Genomic DNA, 16,799 nt, shown 5'->3' on the forward strand with positions numbered 1-16,799 from the left:
CGCTTTGACCCTGTTTCACCCTTTTCATCCAAATCATTCAAAAAAACTGCTTATGAGCGACAACTTGAACTTCCATGATGCGGTTGAGGACGGCATTCGCGACAACGCGGGACACTTGGCTCTGGCCGGTGTTCTGTCTGCCCACTCCCAACGTCAGAGACAGTTGCAGGCTCTGGAGGCGGCACGCAAGCAACAGGCGGAAATGGCAAAGACGGAGCAGGAACGCCTTGCCGTGGAGAAACAGCGCCTGGAACTCGAACTGCTGAAACAGCAGGCCGAGAAAGAGGAAAAAGAAGCGGTCCGTCTGTTGCGTGTGATGATGGCTGGGATGGGGCCGGAGTTTGACTCGCTGGGCAGTCGCGGCGTGCTGGTCGCATCTCCAGCGGGGATTCGGCAGGACTACCGGATGGCAGTGCTGCTCACGAAGATCGCCGTGGTGCGCTCACGCAGCAGCGTGCTGAGTGAATTGAGCGATTTGAAGGAGTTGTCCCGCCTGGAGAGCCAGGCGCAGGATTTGGCAGCCCGGCACTTTGAGGGCCGCGATCCTTTGGAGATCACCCGCGCCAAATGGATAGAGCTGGAGGCATGGATGGCTGCCGTGCAGGAATTGGAAAAAGTGGTGAAGGACCATCTGGCGGCGGTACCGCCAGATGGCTCCACGAAAGTAGCCGGGCTGGGCGAACTTCAGGAGATCCACTCCCAACTGGCATCACTGCGTGATGACCTTTCCGTGAGAGTGCGCGAGTTTGTCAAGGCGTTGCCCGACGATGCCATGGACGCGACTGGTCTCTTTCCTGAATTGGCGGAACAGGCGCAGTATGACGACATGCACAAGGAAAGAGATGCCAACCGACTGGACGCATTGGCGGCCTGCTTGGGCAAGGTAGCAGATGGGAGCGGCACCCCGAGATTGATCACGGATTGTGAAGCAGCCCTGGCTAGGCTCCAGGATTGGTTCGCGAAACATGCGTTGCATCAGACGATGCTCGCATCTGTGGCGAAGTCACTGCAACAGGGCGATCTGGCAGATGCAGAGCGCGATGTCGCGGTCCTCGGGGAAGCGCGGTTTGAGGACTTGAGCTATGTGTCACTTGAGGAGATCGCCGCCGTTCAAGCTTCTCTGGCGAAGCTGCAAACAGCTAGGCGTGCTGATGCCATCAGGCACGCGGAAGAGCTTCTCAAAGGCTATCCAAAATCAACGGCTTCGAGCCAGCTTCGGCAGGCAGCCATGCTGCACATGGCACGCGGGGGGCGAGAAAAACGCAATGCGTTGGTTGTTATGGCAGCCGGGTTGGTGCTGGCGGGCTCTATGGGCCTAAGCCATTTATACAATCAGAAAAAACAAGAGCAATTGGCCGCAGAGGCGAAAGAGATGGCACAAATGACAGTTGCGGAATTAAAAGAGCGATTGCCTCAACAAATCTCGAAAGGTTCTGTTGTCAGTACCTGGGCCGTGCCAATTGCCTCCGAGGCGGTGGCGAAGTTCAGCTACATACCAGCCGGCACTTTCACTATGGGTAGCCCGGAGAGTGAATCTGGGAGATCAAGTCATGAGAAACAAGTGGAGGTCACCTTGACCAATTCCTTCTGGCTGGCGCAGACCGAGATAACGCAGGGGCAGTGGCAGGCAGTGATGGGCAGTAGTCCGACCAATTTCCATGGGAATGACCAACTACCAGTAGAGAACGTAAGCTGGAACGAAGCGACGGCGTTCATCGCCAAGCTCAATGCCAGCAACATTCTTCCAGATGGATGGCGCTTCACTTTGCCTACTGAGGCGCAATGGGAGTATGCGTGCCGGGCAGGCAACACGGGGCCATATTACGGCAGCGACTTGAATGAGATCGGATGGCATGATGGCAACAGCGGGCGTAAATCGCATGAAGTGGGCGGCAAGAAGGCCAATGCGTGGGGCCTGTACGACATGCACGGTAACGTTTGGGAGTGGTGTCTTGATACATGTGATAACGCTGCGAAGCACGAAGGCGGCACGAACCCCGTAGGGAGCCTTGGCTCCTTCCGGGCGTATCGGGGTGGGTCATGGTTTAACAGCGCCATCCACTGCCGCGCCGCCATCCGATACTTCTCTGGGCCAAATTACTGCAATGACATCATTGGCTTACGCCTTGCCATTATTCCAGCTGGGCCGTAACCCACGAGCAGCGTGTGAGGCAGTTCCCGAAAGTCACAATGTCTCGGCCAATTTGAGGCTTCCTTCGTGGGGGAACGGTGCCACTGCACGAACATCGCACCGAAACATGCGTTACCTACACCTCCACCCCAGTCTGTACGATATTCATCCAAGACCCGACCAGCTACCTGATACTGCCACTGTTAGAACTGTGGGCGAAAATGGAATCGGAGTGTTCTCTGGTAAATTTCTTTCCTCTGGTGAGCGTGGTGGCAGTTCTCCGAACGTCACATAGCGGGACGGCAAATCTGCTACATAAGCAATCTGGCTCTGAGCGTACTGAGAAAACTCACCGAGCGGCTTTTGAACAGGCTCGCTCATGAAAAGGGTGAAAAGCGCAACCGAACTCAGAATGATCTGAACCCAGCCAGCGCTACCGAACAAAAACTTCTTAATTCCGACGGCATAACCCTTCCAATATCCAATCCACTCGATGAACGAATGTTCTTTATACAAACCATCTGCTTGCGGCTTTTGCTCAGCATATGTGATAGCCGTCACGTCTTCAGGAACGCGGCCCGGAAACGCCTTCCTTATTTCTTCAATTGTTGGTGTCATAAGGGTTGTGTTGATAGGTAAGAAACTAACTAACAATACTATGCTACGTCCAGTGGGCCCAAGCGCAGCGAGCTAACCGACAGCCGCCGATAGGCATAGAAAGTTTTCACTGACGAGTCAGTAGTGCCTCAAGAAGTTTTTGAGATTCTGACTTCTGATCGCCAGTCTTGATGGAGAAATTGACCGTTACAGTGCCATTCGGGGCTGGGCGAACATCTTCTCTCAGCGAGGCATCCAAGGCTGCATATTGAACACCAAATTCGCTCAGTGGCGTGGTCGAGTTAATGATCCAAGTTCCTTTGGTGATTGGGTCTGTTAGTTGGTATTGATTCATGAGTTTTTGTTTTTCGCCCTGCGAAAAAGTTTCGCGGCTTTTGGCGGGAAGTTGGCAGACGTTCTTCAGCCACAATAAATTGTAGGTGTATCAGATTCGCCAACCGTTTTTTTGTGGATAACCGGGTTGAGGTGCAAGGGCCGGGATCATATTAAACGATGGCTTCTCAGATCTCAGGCGGCTTGGGGGCGGGCGTTGGTGTTTTCTCCAGGGCCTTCCTAGAACACGTCTAGGCGTCGGGCATAGACAACGCCGCATTCACGGGGCGGCTGCGCAGGGTAGGGCTTTTGCAGCCCTGAGAAGGCTCCCAACAGGGCGCAAGGCGGTGCGTAGCCCCTTTGTCTTTGTCTAGAAGATGGCGACATGCGTATTAACGCTTCGCGTCGTGAGGTTTTGGGATTTTTTAACCGCTCATTTGACGCTGACGTGACGCTAATCCCAAACCAAATATCAGCGTTAAATGAGCGTCATATCAGCGGTTCAAAAAGTTGGTTCGTTTCATCTCATGAACTCAGCATTCATGATGGCGCTGAGTTTGGATTGATTTGTCATACCATCTTCGTCATTGATTCATCATTCGCCATTCTGGTTTCGTCATTTGCCCGCTCCGCCACCTCCAACGCTTTCCCTTCATGACCCGCCTCCACATCACCAAAACCCCCAAATGCTACGTCGGTGGCGCTTTCATTCGCAGTGAGAGCGGACGCATCGCGGAGCTGCAGGATGCCATGGGGGCGTTTTTTGCGAACATCCCGCAGTGCACGCGGAAGGACCTGCGCAATGCCGTCGAGGCGGCGGCGAAGGCGGGGCCGGGATGGGCGAAGAGGTCGGCCTTCAATCGCGGGCAAATCTTGTATCGGCTGGCGGAGATGATGGAGGCGCGGGGCGTCGAATTGGTGGAAAGCATCACTTTGAGCGGTGTTTCGAAGTCGGAGGCTTCACGCGAGGTGGCGGCGGCGATTGAGCGCGTGGTGCATTACGCGGGCTGGACGGACAAATACGAGCAGGTGCTCGGCAGCGTGAATCCGGTGGCCTCGGCGCACTTCAATTTCACCGTCACCGAGCCGATGGGCATCATCGGCATCCTCGCGCCGGATGAAGCGCCCGTTTTGGGCCTGCTGTCGCTGATTTTGCCGGCGATCACGAGCGGGAACTGCGTCGTGGCACTCGCGAGCACCACGCAGCCGTATCCGAGCATCCTGTTGGGCGAAATGCTCGCCACGAGCGACCTGCCCGGTGGTGTGGTGAACCTGCTCACCGGTCCGCGAGCGGAGCTGATCCCCACCTTTGCCACGCACGAGCATCTCCGCGCCATCAGCGGCGTGTTGAACGAGGATGAGCGCAAAACCATCCGCCTCGGCGCGGCCGAAAGCGTGAAGCGTGTGCGCTTGTTGAAGGCCGAGGAGCCCATCGATTGGTTCGCGGACAAGATGCAGGGCGCGGAGGAGCTCCGGGCGCTGATCGAGTTCAAGACGACGTGGCATCCGGTGGGGGCTTGAGGTTGCTCTCGTGCGCGAGCGCGTCACTGTGGCGGCCTCTATGTCCGCCTACCAATCTCTTTGCGAAGTTGTTTCTGAAATCGCGCTCATCACGTCCACGGAGTCCGTCTTGGGCTGGGATCAGGAGACGTACATGCCGGAGAAGGCGTTGGAGCATCGGGCGCGTCAGTTGTCGTATCTGACGGGCAAGGCGCATGGTTTGTTGACCTCGAAGAAGACGCGGAAGTTGCTGGAGCGCGCTGAGACGGAGATGCCGTCGGACCCGGCGCAGGCGGCGAACGTGCGCGGATTGCGCCGAGACATCGACCGGGCGACGAAACTGCCCTCGAAACTCGTACAGGAGGAGAGCGAGGTGTGTGCGATCGCGAAGGCGGCGTGGGTGGAGGCGCGGGCGAAGTCGGATTTTGCGCTGTTTGCGCCGCATTTGGAGAAGATCCTCAGCATCGCGCGGAAGAAGGCGGATCTTTATGGTTACGAGGACGAGCCGTATGACGCTCTGCTCGATCTTTATGAGCGTGGTGCGAAGACGCGCGAGGTGGCGGCGCTGTTTCATAAGCTGCGGCCGCAACTGGCCGAGATCGCCCGCGCGGCGGTGGCGAAGTCGGCCAAGGTGAAGCCGGGTGTGCTCAAGGGGCGCTATCCGATCGAAAAGCAGCAGATTTTGAACCGCGAGATCGCGGAGAGCCTGGGTTTTGATTTCGGCGCGGGCCGCATCGACACGACGGCGCATCCGTTTTGCACGACGCTCGGCCCTGGCGATGTGCGGCTGACGACGCGCTATGACGAGACGGATTTCCTGTCGTCGCTGTTCGGTGTGATGCACGAGGCGGGGCATGGTCTGTATGAGCAGGGGCTGCCGGGTCTCGATTACGGCCTGCCGAGTGGCTCAGCGGCGTCGCTGGGCATTCATGAGTCACAGAGCCGGCTGTGGGAGAATCACGTGGGCCGTAGCCGCACGTTCTGGGCGAAGTGGTTGCCGCGCGCTAAGGAACTGTTCCCGCATCTGAAGAAGGTGAAGCTGGATGCCTTCATGAAGGAGATGCTGCGCAGCGAGTTCAGCTTCATCCGCGTCGAGGCGGACGAAGCGACATATGACCTGCACATCCTGCTGCGCTTTGGCATTGAGCGTCGTCTGGTGAAGGGCGAACTGGCCGTCAAAGACGTGCCGAAGGTCTGGAATGAGGAGTATCGCGAGCTTTTCGGCATGACGCCGCCCGATGACCGCCGTGGCTGCCTGCAGGACATTCATTGGAGCATGGGCGGGCTGGGCTACTTCGCGACTTACACGCTGGGGAATCTCAATGCGGCTCAGCTTTTCGCCACGGCATCGAAGCAGAAGAAAATCGCCAACGCGCTGGAGAAATGCGACTACGCGCCGCTGCTGAAGTGGCTGCGCGACAACGTGCATGCGCATGGCGCGGCGCTGACGCCGACGGAGATCATGCAGGCTGCCACCGGCAAGCCGACTGATGCGAAGTGGCACATCGCGCACCTGCGCGGGCGGTATGTCGGCTAGGACCTGAGGTGATCTGAAAGCAGATCACGCAGCAGTTTGCGGGCGCGGTAGAGGCGCACTTCGACGGCTTTTTCGCTGGTGTCCTGCACGCGGGCGATCTCGGCATGGCTCATGCCGTGCCAGGTGGAGAGGATGAGCACCTCGCGCATATCATGAGGAACTTCCGAGAGGGCTTTTTGGATGGCAGCAACACGCTCGTTGGCCATGGTTTGCTCGTCGGGCGCAGAAGTCTGGGCCGCGACGGGCAATTCTCGGAGGTTTTTGTGTTCCAGCAGTGTCTCCGGGTGCCGGGCGCGCCAGCGGGCATGATTGCGGGCGAGATTGGTGGCGATGGCGAAGAGCCAGGTGGAAAATTTCTGCGAGGGACGAAATGCGAGGCGGTGGCGATAGACGCGGACGAAGGTTTCCTGGGCAAGGTCTTGCGCGGTGGTCTCGCTGCCGGTGAGACGGGTGAGGTAGACGATGAGCGCCTGGCTCCAGGCGTCCATGAGCCGGTTGAGGGCGAGATCATCGCCCTCGGCGAGGCAGCGCATGTGTTCGATGTCGAATTCGTCCCGTTCGCGTGTCATCGGCGGATGCTGGAGGAGACGCGGCGGTCGTGCTCCCGGCGCTGCTGCTGCAGGCTGGGCAGGATGTCTTCGAGGAAGCGTTTTCCCTGATCCGGCGGCATGAGGGCGGCCACCTGACGCAAATGTTCGGTGGCCGCTTTTTCGCAGTCGGCGCAGATGGCTTGCCCCTTGACGAGTTGGGCGTCGATCTCGTCTGCTTTACGCATCTGATGGCGCGCGCGCCAAAGCAGCGGGCGGTCCGCGGCGACGATCTGACGGCACATCTTGTCGCACTGCTGGAAGTACTCGCGGTGCAGGGTGCTGACACGCTGAAATGTCGTGTCATCGAGGTGGTACTCGTCCTTCAACCAGCGCAGGCCGACATCTTGGGGTGATTCGCGTGAGCGGAGGCTCTCGCGTGTGCCCCAGAGTGTGATGGCCGCAATGGCGGCGGTCAGCAGGGCAAAGCCGGTAAGTCTGCCAGCAGGTGTCATGGTCAGCGTCCCCTGAGGTGGTTCGGATCAAAGGGGCTGATCGACATCACATACGCGTCGTGCGGACTGATCTCTTCTGGAGGATGAGTGAGGCCCCATGCGATGGCGAGAATGATGACGGCGGCAAGAATGAGCGCCTCGCGTTTGGGCCGCAGGAGCCACCAGGCGACGCGCTCGATCCAGCTCGGCTCACGGGTTTCCGCCGCCACCTTCCGCCAGACTTCCCGGCGGAAATCTGGCGGGGTCTCCACCTGGACCTGCCATTGCGAGAGCAGATCGTCGAGCGGATCTGGATCGTCAGTCGTCATGAGAGGTGCGGCAGGTGGTTGTGGTGGGGAGGGCAGGGAAACGAATCAGCGCTGGCCATAGACGTCAATCCATGCGAGGCCGGTTTTCACGCCTTGCGGGTGAAAGTAACGACGGCCGAGGTAAACGCCATCGACCGGGCTCATCGAGCCGCCCTGCGGATGGCTGGCACGGGTGAGCACTGGCTTGCCATTGTAAGTCTGCGTCAGGCTCGGCACGGCAGGGCGACCGGCGCAGGAAACGGAGGCAATGGAGGTGAGGACAAGGAGGGTGCGAACGATGTGCTTCATGGTTGGGTTTGGGTTAGTTGGATGAGCCGCCCAAATGGACATGCTCATCTCGTGCTACCCCGGACCCGTGCGCACCCCTCAAAAAAAATTCAGTCCTCAAGATTCCCGCCGCACATGGCGGATGAGACCGATCATGACGCCTTGGATGGCCAGTTCGCGCGCGGGGATCAGGTCGGGAAAGTCTGGATTTTCGGCCTTGAGGAAGGGCTGCATGTCTTTCACGAGATAGCGCTTTAGCGTCGTCTCGCCGTCGATCAAGGCGGCCACGATGTCGCGGGGGCGTGGTTCGCGGATTTCGAGGATGACGATGTCGCCGTTGCCGATGAGCGCGCCGATCATGGACTCGCCGCGCACTTTCAGCGCGAAGCTTTTCGCCGAGCGCGGGATGCCGAGGGTTTCCACATCGACGGAGATGCACTTCTCCGCGTGCTGCACCATGTCCGCCGCGGCCATGCCGGCGGGGATTTGACCGAAGAGGGGAATGTTGACGATTTCGGCGCGGTCAAGGTCTTCGGGGAAGACAACGGCGCGGGCCTTGTGCGCATGGCGCTGGATGACGCCTTTCTTTTCGAGCGCACGCAAGTGGCTCATGGCGGCGGTCTGGCTGGAGAAGCCGAAGTGGCGCTGGATGTCGCGCGTGGATGGCATGACGCCGTTGGCGCGCTGGTAGCTGCGCAGGTAGTCGAGCAACTCCTGCTGCCGGGCGGTGAGGCGGGTGTCAGTGTCGGGAAACATGGTGTTGTCGAGGCTGTTCGTGCGAACATTCCTGTTTGGAAGACATGCGCAAGAGGTTTTCCAAGGGCGGTTTCTGGGCATGGTCGAGGTAATGAGGCTTCCCAATCTGCTTAAAATCGTCCTGCACCTGCTGCTGGCCGCGGTTTGCCATGCGCAGGATACTGCTCCGCTCAACCCGGCGAACATGAACAAGACCGGCATGCTGCCGCCTCACACCAAGGTGCTGGGGGAACGTGCCGTGGCGGCTTTCGCGAAGAAGGACTGGGCTGCTGCGCGCAAAGCCTACCAGGAGATGCTGGACCTGGACGACGGCAACGCGCTGGTCTGGGCGAACCTCGGCGCGGTGGAGCAGCAGGCGGGTAATGTGAAGCGAGCCATCGAGTGTTTTGAAAAGTCGGTGCAGTTTAACCCCGGACTCGGCCAGTCGTGGACGGCGCTGGGGCTTTTGCTGCAAGCGCAGGGAGACACCTACAAGGCGATTTCTTGCTTCACGCGGGCGATTCACGAGGAGCCCGATGACGCCCGGGCGCACAACTATCTGGCCATCACATTCAAGGGATTTGGCTGGGCCGATGCGGCGGAGGCGGAGCTGCAAAAAGCGATCGATTTGAAGCCGGACTACGGCATCGCTCATTTCAACTTGGCGCTCATGCTGCTCGAGCGCCGTCCGCCGGCGACCGAGCTGGCGCGGCGGCATTACGAGAAGGCGCTCGCGCTCGGCGTGGCGAAGGATGACGTGGTGGAGCGCCGGTTGAAGGAGTGAGCCCTCTCATGAATGCCTGGAACATCGCGGACCAGCTCGAAGAATTGCGCGCGCAAGGCCTGTGGCGCGAATTGCGTCCGCTCGACGAGGTGGATGGCGTGATCGTGCGATCCGGCGGGCGCGAATGGGTAAATTTTTCCTCGAACGACTATCTCGGCCTGGCCGGTTCGCAGGAACTGCGTGCCGCGCTTGAGGAAGGCGTGGCGAAATACGGCGCCGGCTCGGGCGCGTCGCGCCTCGTATGCGGCACGCACCGGGCGCATGCCGCCCTGGAGGAGGCGCTGGCGGATTTCAAAGGCACGGAGGCTGCGCTGACCTTCAGCAGCGGGTTTGCGGTGGCTCTTGGAACGATTCCGGCGCTTGTCGGAGCCGGCGACACGATCATCCTCGACAAACTTTGCCACGCCAGCCTTGTCGATGCGGCACGGCTGAGCGGCGCGACCATCCGGGTGTTCCCGCACAACCACCTCGGCAAACTCGAACGCCTTCTGGGAACGGCCCAGGGGCGCGTGTTGGTCGTCACCGAGTCGATTTTCAGCATGGACGGCGATGCATCCCCGCTTCGAGAAATCGTGGAGCTGAAAGAGAGGCATGGCGCCATGCTGCTGGTGGACGAAGCCCATGCCGTGGGCCTGCTGGGCCCGCTGGGCAGGGGGCTCGCGGCGCAACTTGGGGTGGATCAGCGGGTCGATCTTCATCTGGGCACGCTGAGCAAGGCTTTTGGCCTCAGTGGGGGGTATCTGGCCGCGTCGCGAAACGTGATCGACTTGTTGGTCAATCGCGCACGGAGCTTCATCTACACCACGGCCCCACCTGCGCATCTCGCACACGCCTTGAGTGCCGCGCTGGAGATCATCCGGGGCGTTGAGGGTGACAAACGAAGGCATGCTGCCCTGGCCAACATCCAAAAACTGGCCGCAATACTGCCCCAACCCGGGACCGGGTCGCCAGACGTGAAGGGAGCCATCCTGCCCTGGATGATAGGTGATGAAGCCGCGGCCGTGCGCGCGAGCGAACGCATGGGCGGCGCCGGGTTCCTGATTCCGTCCATCCGTTACCCCACCGTGGCAAAGGGAGCCGCGCGTCTGCGAATCACCGTCAGCGCCGCGCACACAGTCCGGCAAATTGAAGCTCTGGCAGAAGTCCTGGGGACGCTATGAACTGGCTCATGGGACCGGCCATTCCCCGAGAATCTGCCTGGCGCGCTCTCTGGCGTCCTTGATCTCCTGATTGTTCAGCGTCGTGCCGTTTCGCCCGGAAGCCATGAGGTTCGTGTGGTCTTGCCGGTGTTGCAGATGGAGGACATGTCCCAGCTCATGCGCGGTCACCCGGGCCACGGGGTCGTCAGCCCCCCCTCGCACCTTGGTGAATTCCGGTTTTTCGCACACGACGACAGGCTCGCCGTAAAAGAATCCATTTGGCCCCATTTCCCTCACAAAACACACATCGATTGCCGTTGGGCTGAATTGCTGGGTAGGAATGGCGGCTTTCACCCAGTTGCGGTCACGCTCGAACCACTTTTTGGGCGGCATGTCCAGCGCTTGGAGCGGCTGGATGCCCTCAATCTCGAAGCGAATGCCCGCCTGGGACCAGATGTCGTTCACTTTTTCAAAAAGGGCATGTATGTGTTTTTCTTCCAGCGTTGTTTGGAGCCTTGGATGGGAGGCGGAACGCAGCAAATGCACCCTAACCCGCAGACTCAGCAAAGGAGTTGGTCCTTCTTCCCTTAGTGGCAACACGCAAAGCACAAGCAAGGCAGCTATCGATAACGAGGTCATGTGTGCAGGCAGGTATGCTTTAAATTGATCTTTGAGCCAGAGCCTGAGAAAAGAAAAAAACTATTTTGCAAAGCTATACTCGTGCCGCCTGCTGAAAAAAATCCCCGAAACAGCAAAAAAGTTCTTTCCAGCGGTTACAGCACCTGCTATTTTCCAATTCTGAACGGCTCACGTACTTTGAACCGGGCGTTACGCCCGGTTCATTTCATGCGAGTGTCCGACCTCAAACCAACCAACCTAATACCAACCTAATCAGACTATGAAATTGAATGCATTGCTGAAAACGCTGGGGTTCTTGGCACTGGCCGCCACTCCCGTTGTGGCCGGAACCGCTCCCGCCCCCAAAAACCCGATCGCTCCCGCTCCTGCGAATGATGATCTGGGCATCAACGCCTCCCTTGGCTATGACACCAACTACGTGTGGCGTGGCCTCAACTTCGGTCAGCACTGGCTCAGCGCTGGTCTTGACGGCTCCATCCTCCTTGCAGGTGGCGCTTCCGAAGATGGTGCTGGAAGCACCTCCCTCAACTGGGATGTGAAGTATGGCTTCCTCGCAGGTGATCAAGATCATTTCATGCCTGGCGCGAACCCCAATGTTGACGCTTCCTTCCAGCGTCTCGAGCTTGGTGCCGCTTTCGTTCATGATTTTGGCGCGTTTTCTGGCAGCCTTGGATATCGCTATTTCCGCAACATGGGTGTGCTCAACACCACTGGCGCGATGAATGACGGTCAGGAAGTCAACCTCGGCCTTGCCACCGCTTTGGGTCCGATCGATCTCACCACCAGCGCAAACTGGGATTGGGTGAATGATTCTTGGTACTTCGACCTTGGTGCAAGCACCACGATCGCTGTCACTGATGCTATTAGCGTTGTGCCCTTCGCCACCATTGGCTATGGCCACAACATGAACTGGCAGTTCTCTGACCGTAGCAATCGCGCCAACGGCGTGACTGCTAACTGGGTTCCCAGCACCCGCACCAGCTTCACTGCTGTCACCGCAGGTCTGAAATTCCCAGTTCGCCTCAACAGCCGTGCTACCCTCACGCCTTACGTTGCTATCAACGCTCCTCTCAGTGGCATTCAAGGACTGCCTAGCAATGGCACCCCTGACAACTACGCGGGTTCCGTTGTCTATGGCGGCGTGAGCCTCACGGTTCGCTTCTAAATTCAAAACTTGCCTCCAAGCAAGAATACTCTCAGCCCCACGGTTTACCCCGTGGGGCTGTTTTTTTGAATCGACTGTGCATGTCGATTTTAACCTGAAAATTAAGGTCCTTGATAACCGGCCTGTTTCCTCAAAAGTTATGGCACCGGGGGGATGGTGTGGGGGAGAGGCGGAAAAGGACGTTGACTCAAAAGGGTGACACCGACAACCCAAGTCGATGTCCATGATCCAAAGAGTCAGGGAAGAGATGCTGCCGCGTCTGCGGCAGAGGTATGTGAACCGTGGGCGGCAAGGCCGTTCACGGATGATTGACGAGCTGTGCGAGCAGTTCGGTTACAGCCGCAAGCACGCCTTCAAGCTGCTCCATGCGCGCGCGGGCTGGGGCGGCGACCCGACACCGTGGTGCACTGCGGCAGCAGCCTGGAGGGCGACTTTGTCAGGAGCGTGACCTACACCGACATCTTCAGTGGCTGGACCTTCCTGCGTGCCGTGTGGAACAAAAGCGCGCACGGTGTGGTGGAAGCCACGCGCGAGATGGGGGCCTCGCCGCCCTTCCAGATCGAAGGCTTCGACTGCGACAACGGCAGAGAGTTTTTGAACCGGAACCTGGTGCGCTACTCCCAAGAGCGGCCCAGGAGAGCCACCATCACCCGGTCGCGCCCCTGCGACAAGAACGACGACGGGCATGTGGAGCAGAAAAACTGGACGCATGTGCGGCAGTTGCTGGGCGACAAGCGCTTCGCAGATCCAGAGATGGTGGCGGAGATCAACACACTCTACCCCGAACCGTGGGAAACGCTGCAGCAACACTGCCAGCCTAAACCTCGGTGTCATCACTCCTGAGGCCACAAGCTGGGCATTCTTGCTCGCTCCGTGAAACTGGGGTACCCAGGTCAAAAAATGCAACCAAACCCAACAACATGGCATGACACCTGCTCCCACCTTTAGACCAGCTGCTCTGATTTTTTTCACTCAGTTCAGCGCCCCAACACCAACAAAACTAAATCGACCAAACACATGAAGCCCAATCGCTTGTCCTCATTCGTTGCCAAGTCGGTGACTGTTCTTGCTGCCTGTGCAGCGCTGAACGTCTCTGCTGGCACCGCCCCGGCCAAAAACCCCGCTCCCGTGGAGCCTGAACCATCAGCACTCTTCGACTCCCTCAACGCCAGCCTGAGTGCAGCGTATGACAGTCGCTACTACTTCCGTGGTCTGTGGTTCGCTGACAATATTGTTACGACCGCTCTCAACCTCGCGGTACCGCTGGTTGGCGGTTCTGGAGAAGACGGCGCAGGTGCTATCACCTGGGGCTTGGGTGCGGCTTACATCGCCACCTACCAAACTCCCTTTCAAGCTGGCGGCGTTGCCTCAGATAGCGCCTTCGATTACTCAGAGTATGATATCTATACATCGCTGAGCTACAATGCTGGTTTCGCAACCCTTGGCATCCAGTATCAGTACTATGGGTATCCTGACACATACTCTGGTTCGTTCCGTGGCGTGAGTAATGCGGCCAATGATTCCGAGCTGGGTCTCACAGGTGCACATGAACTCGGCTTCACAGTCACCGTTCCTTTGGGTGCTCTTAACCTTTATGGCGGCTACTACTATGACTTGACAGTGGCTGGCCAGTACTTCCAGATCGCGGCGGACTACACCTATGCAGTGAATGACTGGTTCAGCATCGTCCCGGCAGCACAACTTGGCTATGGTATTGACTACTACACAGGCACGGACGGTCCTACACTTGGCACTGCCGCTACCGGTCTGGGAACTCAGTCCAGTGGTTTCACCCATCTGCTCCTTAGTGTGAGCACTCCAATCAAGCTCACCAAAATCGCCACTCTGACACCATATGTCGCTTGGAATTTCTCCGGCAGCACTCGTAATTATATGAATGCTACCCACGACAATGAAATTTTTGGCGGTGTGAAGTTGAGCGTTAACTTCTAATTGATGCGGGTCTGATCACCTGTCTTTCAAATCTGATAAGGTTGGTAAGCTCCCGGTCTGTTCGCAGGCCGGGAGCTTTTCTTTTGCCGTGATGCGCCGTGCTCGCTAGCCTCGACCGAATCATGGCAGACCAAAACTCCCTCAATTGGAACTCACACAACGTCACGCGCGGCTGGCAGCGCGGCATCACCGCTTTCTTTTGGGGCCTCGGCTTCAAAGAGGAGGACTTCAACAAGGCGCAGGTTGGCATCGGCACGCCGCTGCTGGATGGGAACATCTGCAACGTGCATGCGCATGAGCTCGCGAAGCTCCTCGCCCAAGGCTGCGCGGAGGCGGGCATGATCGGCTTCCCCTTCGGCGTGTCTCCGGTCAGCGACAACATCACGCAGGGCAACATCGGCGGCGCGGCCTCGCTTTGCTCGCGCAATCTGATGGCGAACGGCGCGGAGATGATCTGCACCGCGCACAGCTACGATGCGATGATCGGTCTGCATCATTGCGACAAGAACGGACCGGCTTTTGCGATGGCGTTGGCCCGCACGAACTTCCCGGGGCTCATCGTCAATGGCGGCAGCATCATGCCCGGCTGCCACAAAGGGCAATCGACGAGCATTCTCGATGTCTATGACGCCGCCGCGAAGGAAGCGCAGGGCACGATGAGCTGGGACGAGAGCGAGCAGATCATTCGCACGGCCTGCCCTGGCCCCGGCGGCTGCGGCATCGCGGCTTCCTTCAATACCTGGGGCATTACGCTGGAGGCGATGGGCCTCAGCTTGCCGGATACCTCGTCCATGCCCGCCATCGAGGCTGGCAAGCGCGAGGAATGCCTCCGCGTCGGCAAAGCCGTGCGGAACCTTCTCGAAAAGAACATCCGTCCGCGCGACATCATCACGAAGCAGTCGCTCACCAACGCCATGACGGCCATCGCAGCCATCGGTGGCAGCACGAATGGCGTCATTCACCTGCTCGCCGTCGCCCGCGAGGCTGGTGTGGACTTCACGCTGCGCGATGTGCAGGCCATCTGCCGCAAAGTGCCCGTGCTGTGCAGCTTCGCGCCACGCGGACGCGGCACAATGGTCGATCTGCATCGACTCGGTGGCACCACGATGCTTTTGAGGCACATCTTTGATGCAGGACTTTGCGACGGCTCGTGCCTGACTGTCACCGGTCGCACTTTGGCTGAAAATCTCGACAGTGCGAAGGCGGTGCCGTTTCCGAACGATCTCATCGCGCCGCATGACAAGCCATTTAAAGAGTATGCCGACATCCAAGTGTGCTTTGGCAACCTCGCGCCGCACGGCATGGTCTTCAAAGTGTCGTCGCTCAAAGAACCGCGCTTCGCCGGTCGTGCGATCTGCTTCGAGAGCAGCAAGGGCGTCTTCGAAGCCGCCGCGCAGGGCCGCATCAAGCCCGGGCACATCGTTCTCATCCGCGGCAGCGGCCCCGTGGCGCTCGGCATGCCGGAGATGCATGTCGCCAGCGCAGCGCTCGCCGTGCCGGAACTGTATGGCAAGGTGGCCCTCATCACCGATGGTCGCGTCTCCGGCGTCTCAGCCGGTGCGGTGGGCGTGCATTGCACCCCCGAGGCCGTTTTGGGCGGCCCCATTGCCAAAGTGCAGGACGACGACGAAATCGAGTTCGACCTGCTCAAAGGCACCATCGAGGTCAAAGCAGATCTTGAGGCCCGAAAAGCCGATCCGGTCGAGCTTTCGCATCCCTTCGGCTACCTCGCCGACTTCGCCGCGACAGTCTCACAAGCCCATGAAGGCTGCGTGCCGCAATGGACGCTCAAACGCTACGGTAGTTAGCGCAAATGCGCGCTGAGAAACTCCACCAGGACTTTGGTGCGCACTTCATCATAAAACTCACCGCCACCATGCGTGCTGCCCGGCAGCATGATCAGAGTCACGGGTCGCTTTTTCGCCTGATAGGCCTTCGCAAACTCCCGCGACTGCTGTGGTGGCATCTGCGGGTCGGCGTCACCGTGGATCAGCAGCAGCGGAGGATCGTTCGCGTCGAGATGCGCCACCGGACTCGCGAGTTCAGCAAGGTCGGGCACCTTATCAGGAAGATCTCCGAGTAGCAATTGAAGCGCCGGAACGCGCATCTTGAGGCCAAACTCGGTGCTCTGGCTCAAAATAGACTGCAGATTCGACGCGCCATACAAACTCACGATGCACGCGATGTCGCTGCTCTGTTCCAAATGCTCGCCGATTTGGCCTTCGAACAGCTTGTGGCCGTTGGTGACGCCCACCAGCGCCGCAAGATGGCCTCCCGCCGAGGAACCGATGATGGCGATGCGCTTGGTGTCGATGTGGAACAAATCCGACTTTGCGCGGAGAAAGCGGATCGCCGCTTTGATGTCGTGCGCTTGCGCGGGGAAACGCGCCTCGGTCGAAAGCCGGTAGTCCACGCTCGCGATGGCAAAGCCGTGATCGAGCAGCGGCGCAATAGGCACGTCTGACTTCGATCCGGCACGCCAAGCGCCACCGTGGACATAGACGATGAGCGGCGGATTGGCGGCCGCATTCGGCCGATGCAGATCGAGCTTCAGCGAGTGATCACCGGCCCTGGCATATTCGATGTCGAGCGTGGTCTCGGCAGCAGTCGCCGTGACACAGAAGGTGAGAAGGCACAGGAAGAGCCGGGTCATGGAGTCGAGAGTCGGC

The 16,799-nt window shown here is 59.1% G+C and carries 19 protein-coding genes; 10 read left to right on the plus strand and 9 right to left on the minus strand.

The window, feature by feature from the left end; all coding sequences use genetic code 11:
- Positions 1-52: 52 nt before the first annotated feature.
- Positions 53-2,152 (plus strand): SUMF1/EgtB/PvdO family nonheme iron enzyme, encoded by a 2,100-nt coding sequence (locus ACILSE_RS02395; protein WP_395715744.1) that lies wholly within the window; start codon positions 53-55, stop codon positions 2,150-2,152.
- A gap of 144 nt (positions 2,153-2,296) precedes the next feature.
- On the opposite strand, the gene ACILSE_RS02400 is transcribed toward ACILSE_RS02395, so the two are convergent.
- Together ACILSE_RS02400 and ACILSE_RS02405 are read right to left on the minus strand one after the other, a co-directional pair.
- On the minus strand, positions 2,297-2,749 hold the full coding sequence (locus tag ACILSE_RS02400) for a hypothetical protein (protein ID WP_395715745.1): 453 nt from the start codon (positions 2,747-2,749) through the stop codon (positions 2,297-2,299).
- Positions 2,750-2,855: 106 nt separating this feature from the next.
- The gene (locus ACILSE_RS02405) at positions 2,856-3,158 is read right to left on the minus strand and encodes a hypothetical protein (RefSeq protein ID WP_395715746.1); all 303 of its coding nucleotides are present in this window, start codon (positions 3,156-3,158) and stop codon (positions 2,856-2,858) included.
- 288 nt (positions 3,159-3,446) lie between these two features.
- On the opposite strand from ACILSE_RS02405, the gene ACILSE_RS02410 reads away from it, so the two are divergent.
- The 3 genes from ACILSE_RS02410 to ACILSE_RS02420 are packed head-to-tail and all read left to right on the plus strand — an operon-like array spanning position 3,447 to position 6,098.
- A complete protein-coding gene (locus ACILSE_RS02410) occupies positions 3,447-3,719 on the plus strand; it encodes a hypothetical protein (protein WP_395715747.1) in 273 nt (90 codons plus the stop codon).
- Complete coding sequence (locus ACILSE_RS02415; protein WP_395715748.1) at positions 3,716-4,582, plus strand: aldehyde dehydrogenase family protein; 867 nt, start codon at positions 3,716-3,718, stop codon at positions 4,580-4,582. Before ACILSE_RS02410 ends, ACILSE_RS02415 begins: the two co-directional genes overlap by 4 nt.
- A gap of 40 nt (positions 4,583-4,622) precedes the next feature.
- Positions 4,623-6,098: a carboxypeptidase M32 gene (locus ACILSE_RS02420; protein WP_395715749.1), complete on the plus strand. Its 1,476-nt coding sequence runs from the start codon at positions 4,623-4,625 to the stop codon at positions 6,096-6,098.
- Here the strand turns inward: ACILSE_RS02420 and ACILSE_RS02425 are convergent.
- The 5 genes from ACILSE_RS02425 to lexA form a co-directional block, all read right to left on the minus strand.
- Positions 6,095-6,667: an RNA polymerase sigma factor gene (locus ACILSE_RS02425; protein ID WP_395715750.1), complete on the minus strand. Its 573-nt coding sequence runs from the start codon at positions 6,665-6,667 to the stop codon at positions 6,095-6,097. The two genes, ACILSE_RS02420 and ACILSE_RS02425, sit on opposite strands and share 4 nt — an antisense overlap.
- The gene (locus ACILSE_RS02430) at positions 6,664-7,140 is read right to left on the minus strand and encodes a hypothetical protein (RefSeq protein ID WP_395715751.1); all 477 of its coding nucleotides are present in this window, start codon (positions 7,138-7,140) and stop codon (positions 6,664-6,666) included. Before ACILSE_RS02430 ends, ACILSE_RS02425 begins: the two co-directional genes overlap by 4 nt.
- Before the next feature lie 2 nt (positions 7,141-7,142).
- Positions 7,143-7,448, minus strand: a complete 306-nt coding sequence (locus ACILSE_RS02435; RefSeq protein WP_395715752.1) for a hypothetical protein — start codon at positions 7,446-7,448, stop codon at positions 7,143-7,145.
- 45 nt (positions 7,449-7,493) lie between these two features.
- The gene (locus ACILSE_RS02440) at positions 7,494-7,736 is read right to left on the minus strand and encodes a hypothetical protein (RefSeq protein WP_395715753.1); all 243 of its coding nucleotides are present in this window, start codon (positions 7,734-7,736) and stop codon (positions 7,494-7,496) included.
- A gap of 96 nt (positions 7,737-7,832) precedes the next feature.
- Positions 7,833-8,471: a transcriptional repressor LexA gene (lexA, locus tag ACILSE_RS02445; protein WP_395715754.1), complete on the minus strand. Its 639-nt coding sequence runs from the start codon at positions 8,469-8,471 to the stop codon at positions 7,833-7,835.
- Between the two features lie 91 nt (positions 8,472-8,562).
- Here lexA and ACILSE_RS02450 point away from each other — a divergent pair, with 91 nt between their 5' ends.
- Both ACILSE_RS02450 and ACILSE_RS02455 read left to right on the plus strand, forming a co-directional pair.
- Complete coding sequence (locus ACILSE_RS02450; protein ID WP_395715755.1) at positions 8,563-9,234, plus strand: tetratricopeptide repeat protein; 672 nt, start codon at positions 8,563-8,565, stop codon at positions 9,232-9,234.
- An 8-nt stretch (positions 9,235-9,242) separates the two neighbouring features.
- The gene (locus tag ACILSE_RS02455; RefSeq protein ID WP_395715756.1) at positions 9,243-10,394 is read left to right on the plus strand and encodes an aminotransferase class I/II-fold pyridoxal phosphate-dependent enzyme; all 1,152 of its coding nucleotides are present in this window, start codon (positions 9,243-9,245) and stop codon (positions 10,392-10,394) included.
- A gap of 6 nt (positions 10,395-10,400) precedes the next feature.
- Here ACILSE_RS02455 and ACILSE_RS02460 read toward each other — a convergent pair whose 3' ends face one another.
- Positions 10,401-11,012, minus strand: a complete 612-nt coding sequence (locus ACILSE_RS02460) for a hypothetical protein (RefSeq protein WP_395715757.1) — start codon at positions 11,010-11,012, stop codon at positions 10,401-10,403.
- A gap of 259 nt (positions 11,013-11,271) precedes the next feature.
- On the opposite strand from ACILSE_RS02460, the gene ACILSE_RS02465 reads away from it, so the two are divergent.
- From ACILSE_RS02465 to ACILSE_RS02480, 4 genes are all read left to right on the plus strand, one after another.
- Positions 11,272-12,177: a hypothetical protein gene (locus ACILSE_RS02465; protein WP_395715758.1), complete on the plus strand. Its 906-nt coding sequence runs from the start codon at positions 11,272-11,274 to the stop codon at positions 12,175-12,177.
- Positions 12,178-12,579: 402 nt separating this feature from the next.
- Positions 12,580-13,020, plus strand: coding sequence for a hypothetical protein (locus ACILSE_RS02470; RefSeq protein WP_395715759.1), 441 nt, complete (start codon positions 12,580-12,582; stop codon positions 13,018-13,020).
- 174 nt (positions 13,021-13,194) lie between these two features.
- Entirely contained in the window at positions 13,195-14,130 is a 936-nt protein-coding gene (locus tag ACILSE_RS02475) for a hypothetical protein (protein WP_395715760.1), read from the plus strand.
- Positions 14,131-14,252: 122 nt separating this feature from the next.
- On the plus strand, positions 14,253-15,938 hold the full coding sequence (locus tag ACILSE_RS02480) for a dihydroxy-acid dehydratase (protein ID WP_395715761.1): 1,686 nt from the start codon (positions 14,253-14,255) through the stop codon (positions 15,936-15,938).
- Here the strand turns inward: ACILSE_RS02480 and ACILSE_RS02485 are convergent.
- Positions 15,935-16,783 carry an alpha/beta fold hydrolase gene (locus tag ACILSE_RS02485; RefSeq protein WP_395715762.1) on the minus strand — a complete coding sequence of 283 codons (849 nt, stop codon included), beginning with the start codon at positions 16,781-16,783 and terminating at the stop codon, positions 15,935-15,937. The genes ACILSE_RS02480 and ACILSE_RS02485 overlap by 4 nt on opposite strands.
- Between the last annotated feature and the right edge of the window lie 16 nt (positions 16,784-16,799).

This window comes from Prosthecobacter sp. (genome assembly GCF_044236155.1).
Classification (GTDB): domain Bacteria; phylum Verrucomicrobiota; class Verrucomicrobiia; order Verrucomicrobiales; family Verrucomicrobiaceae; genus Prosthecobacter.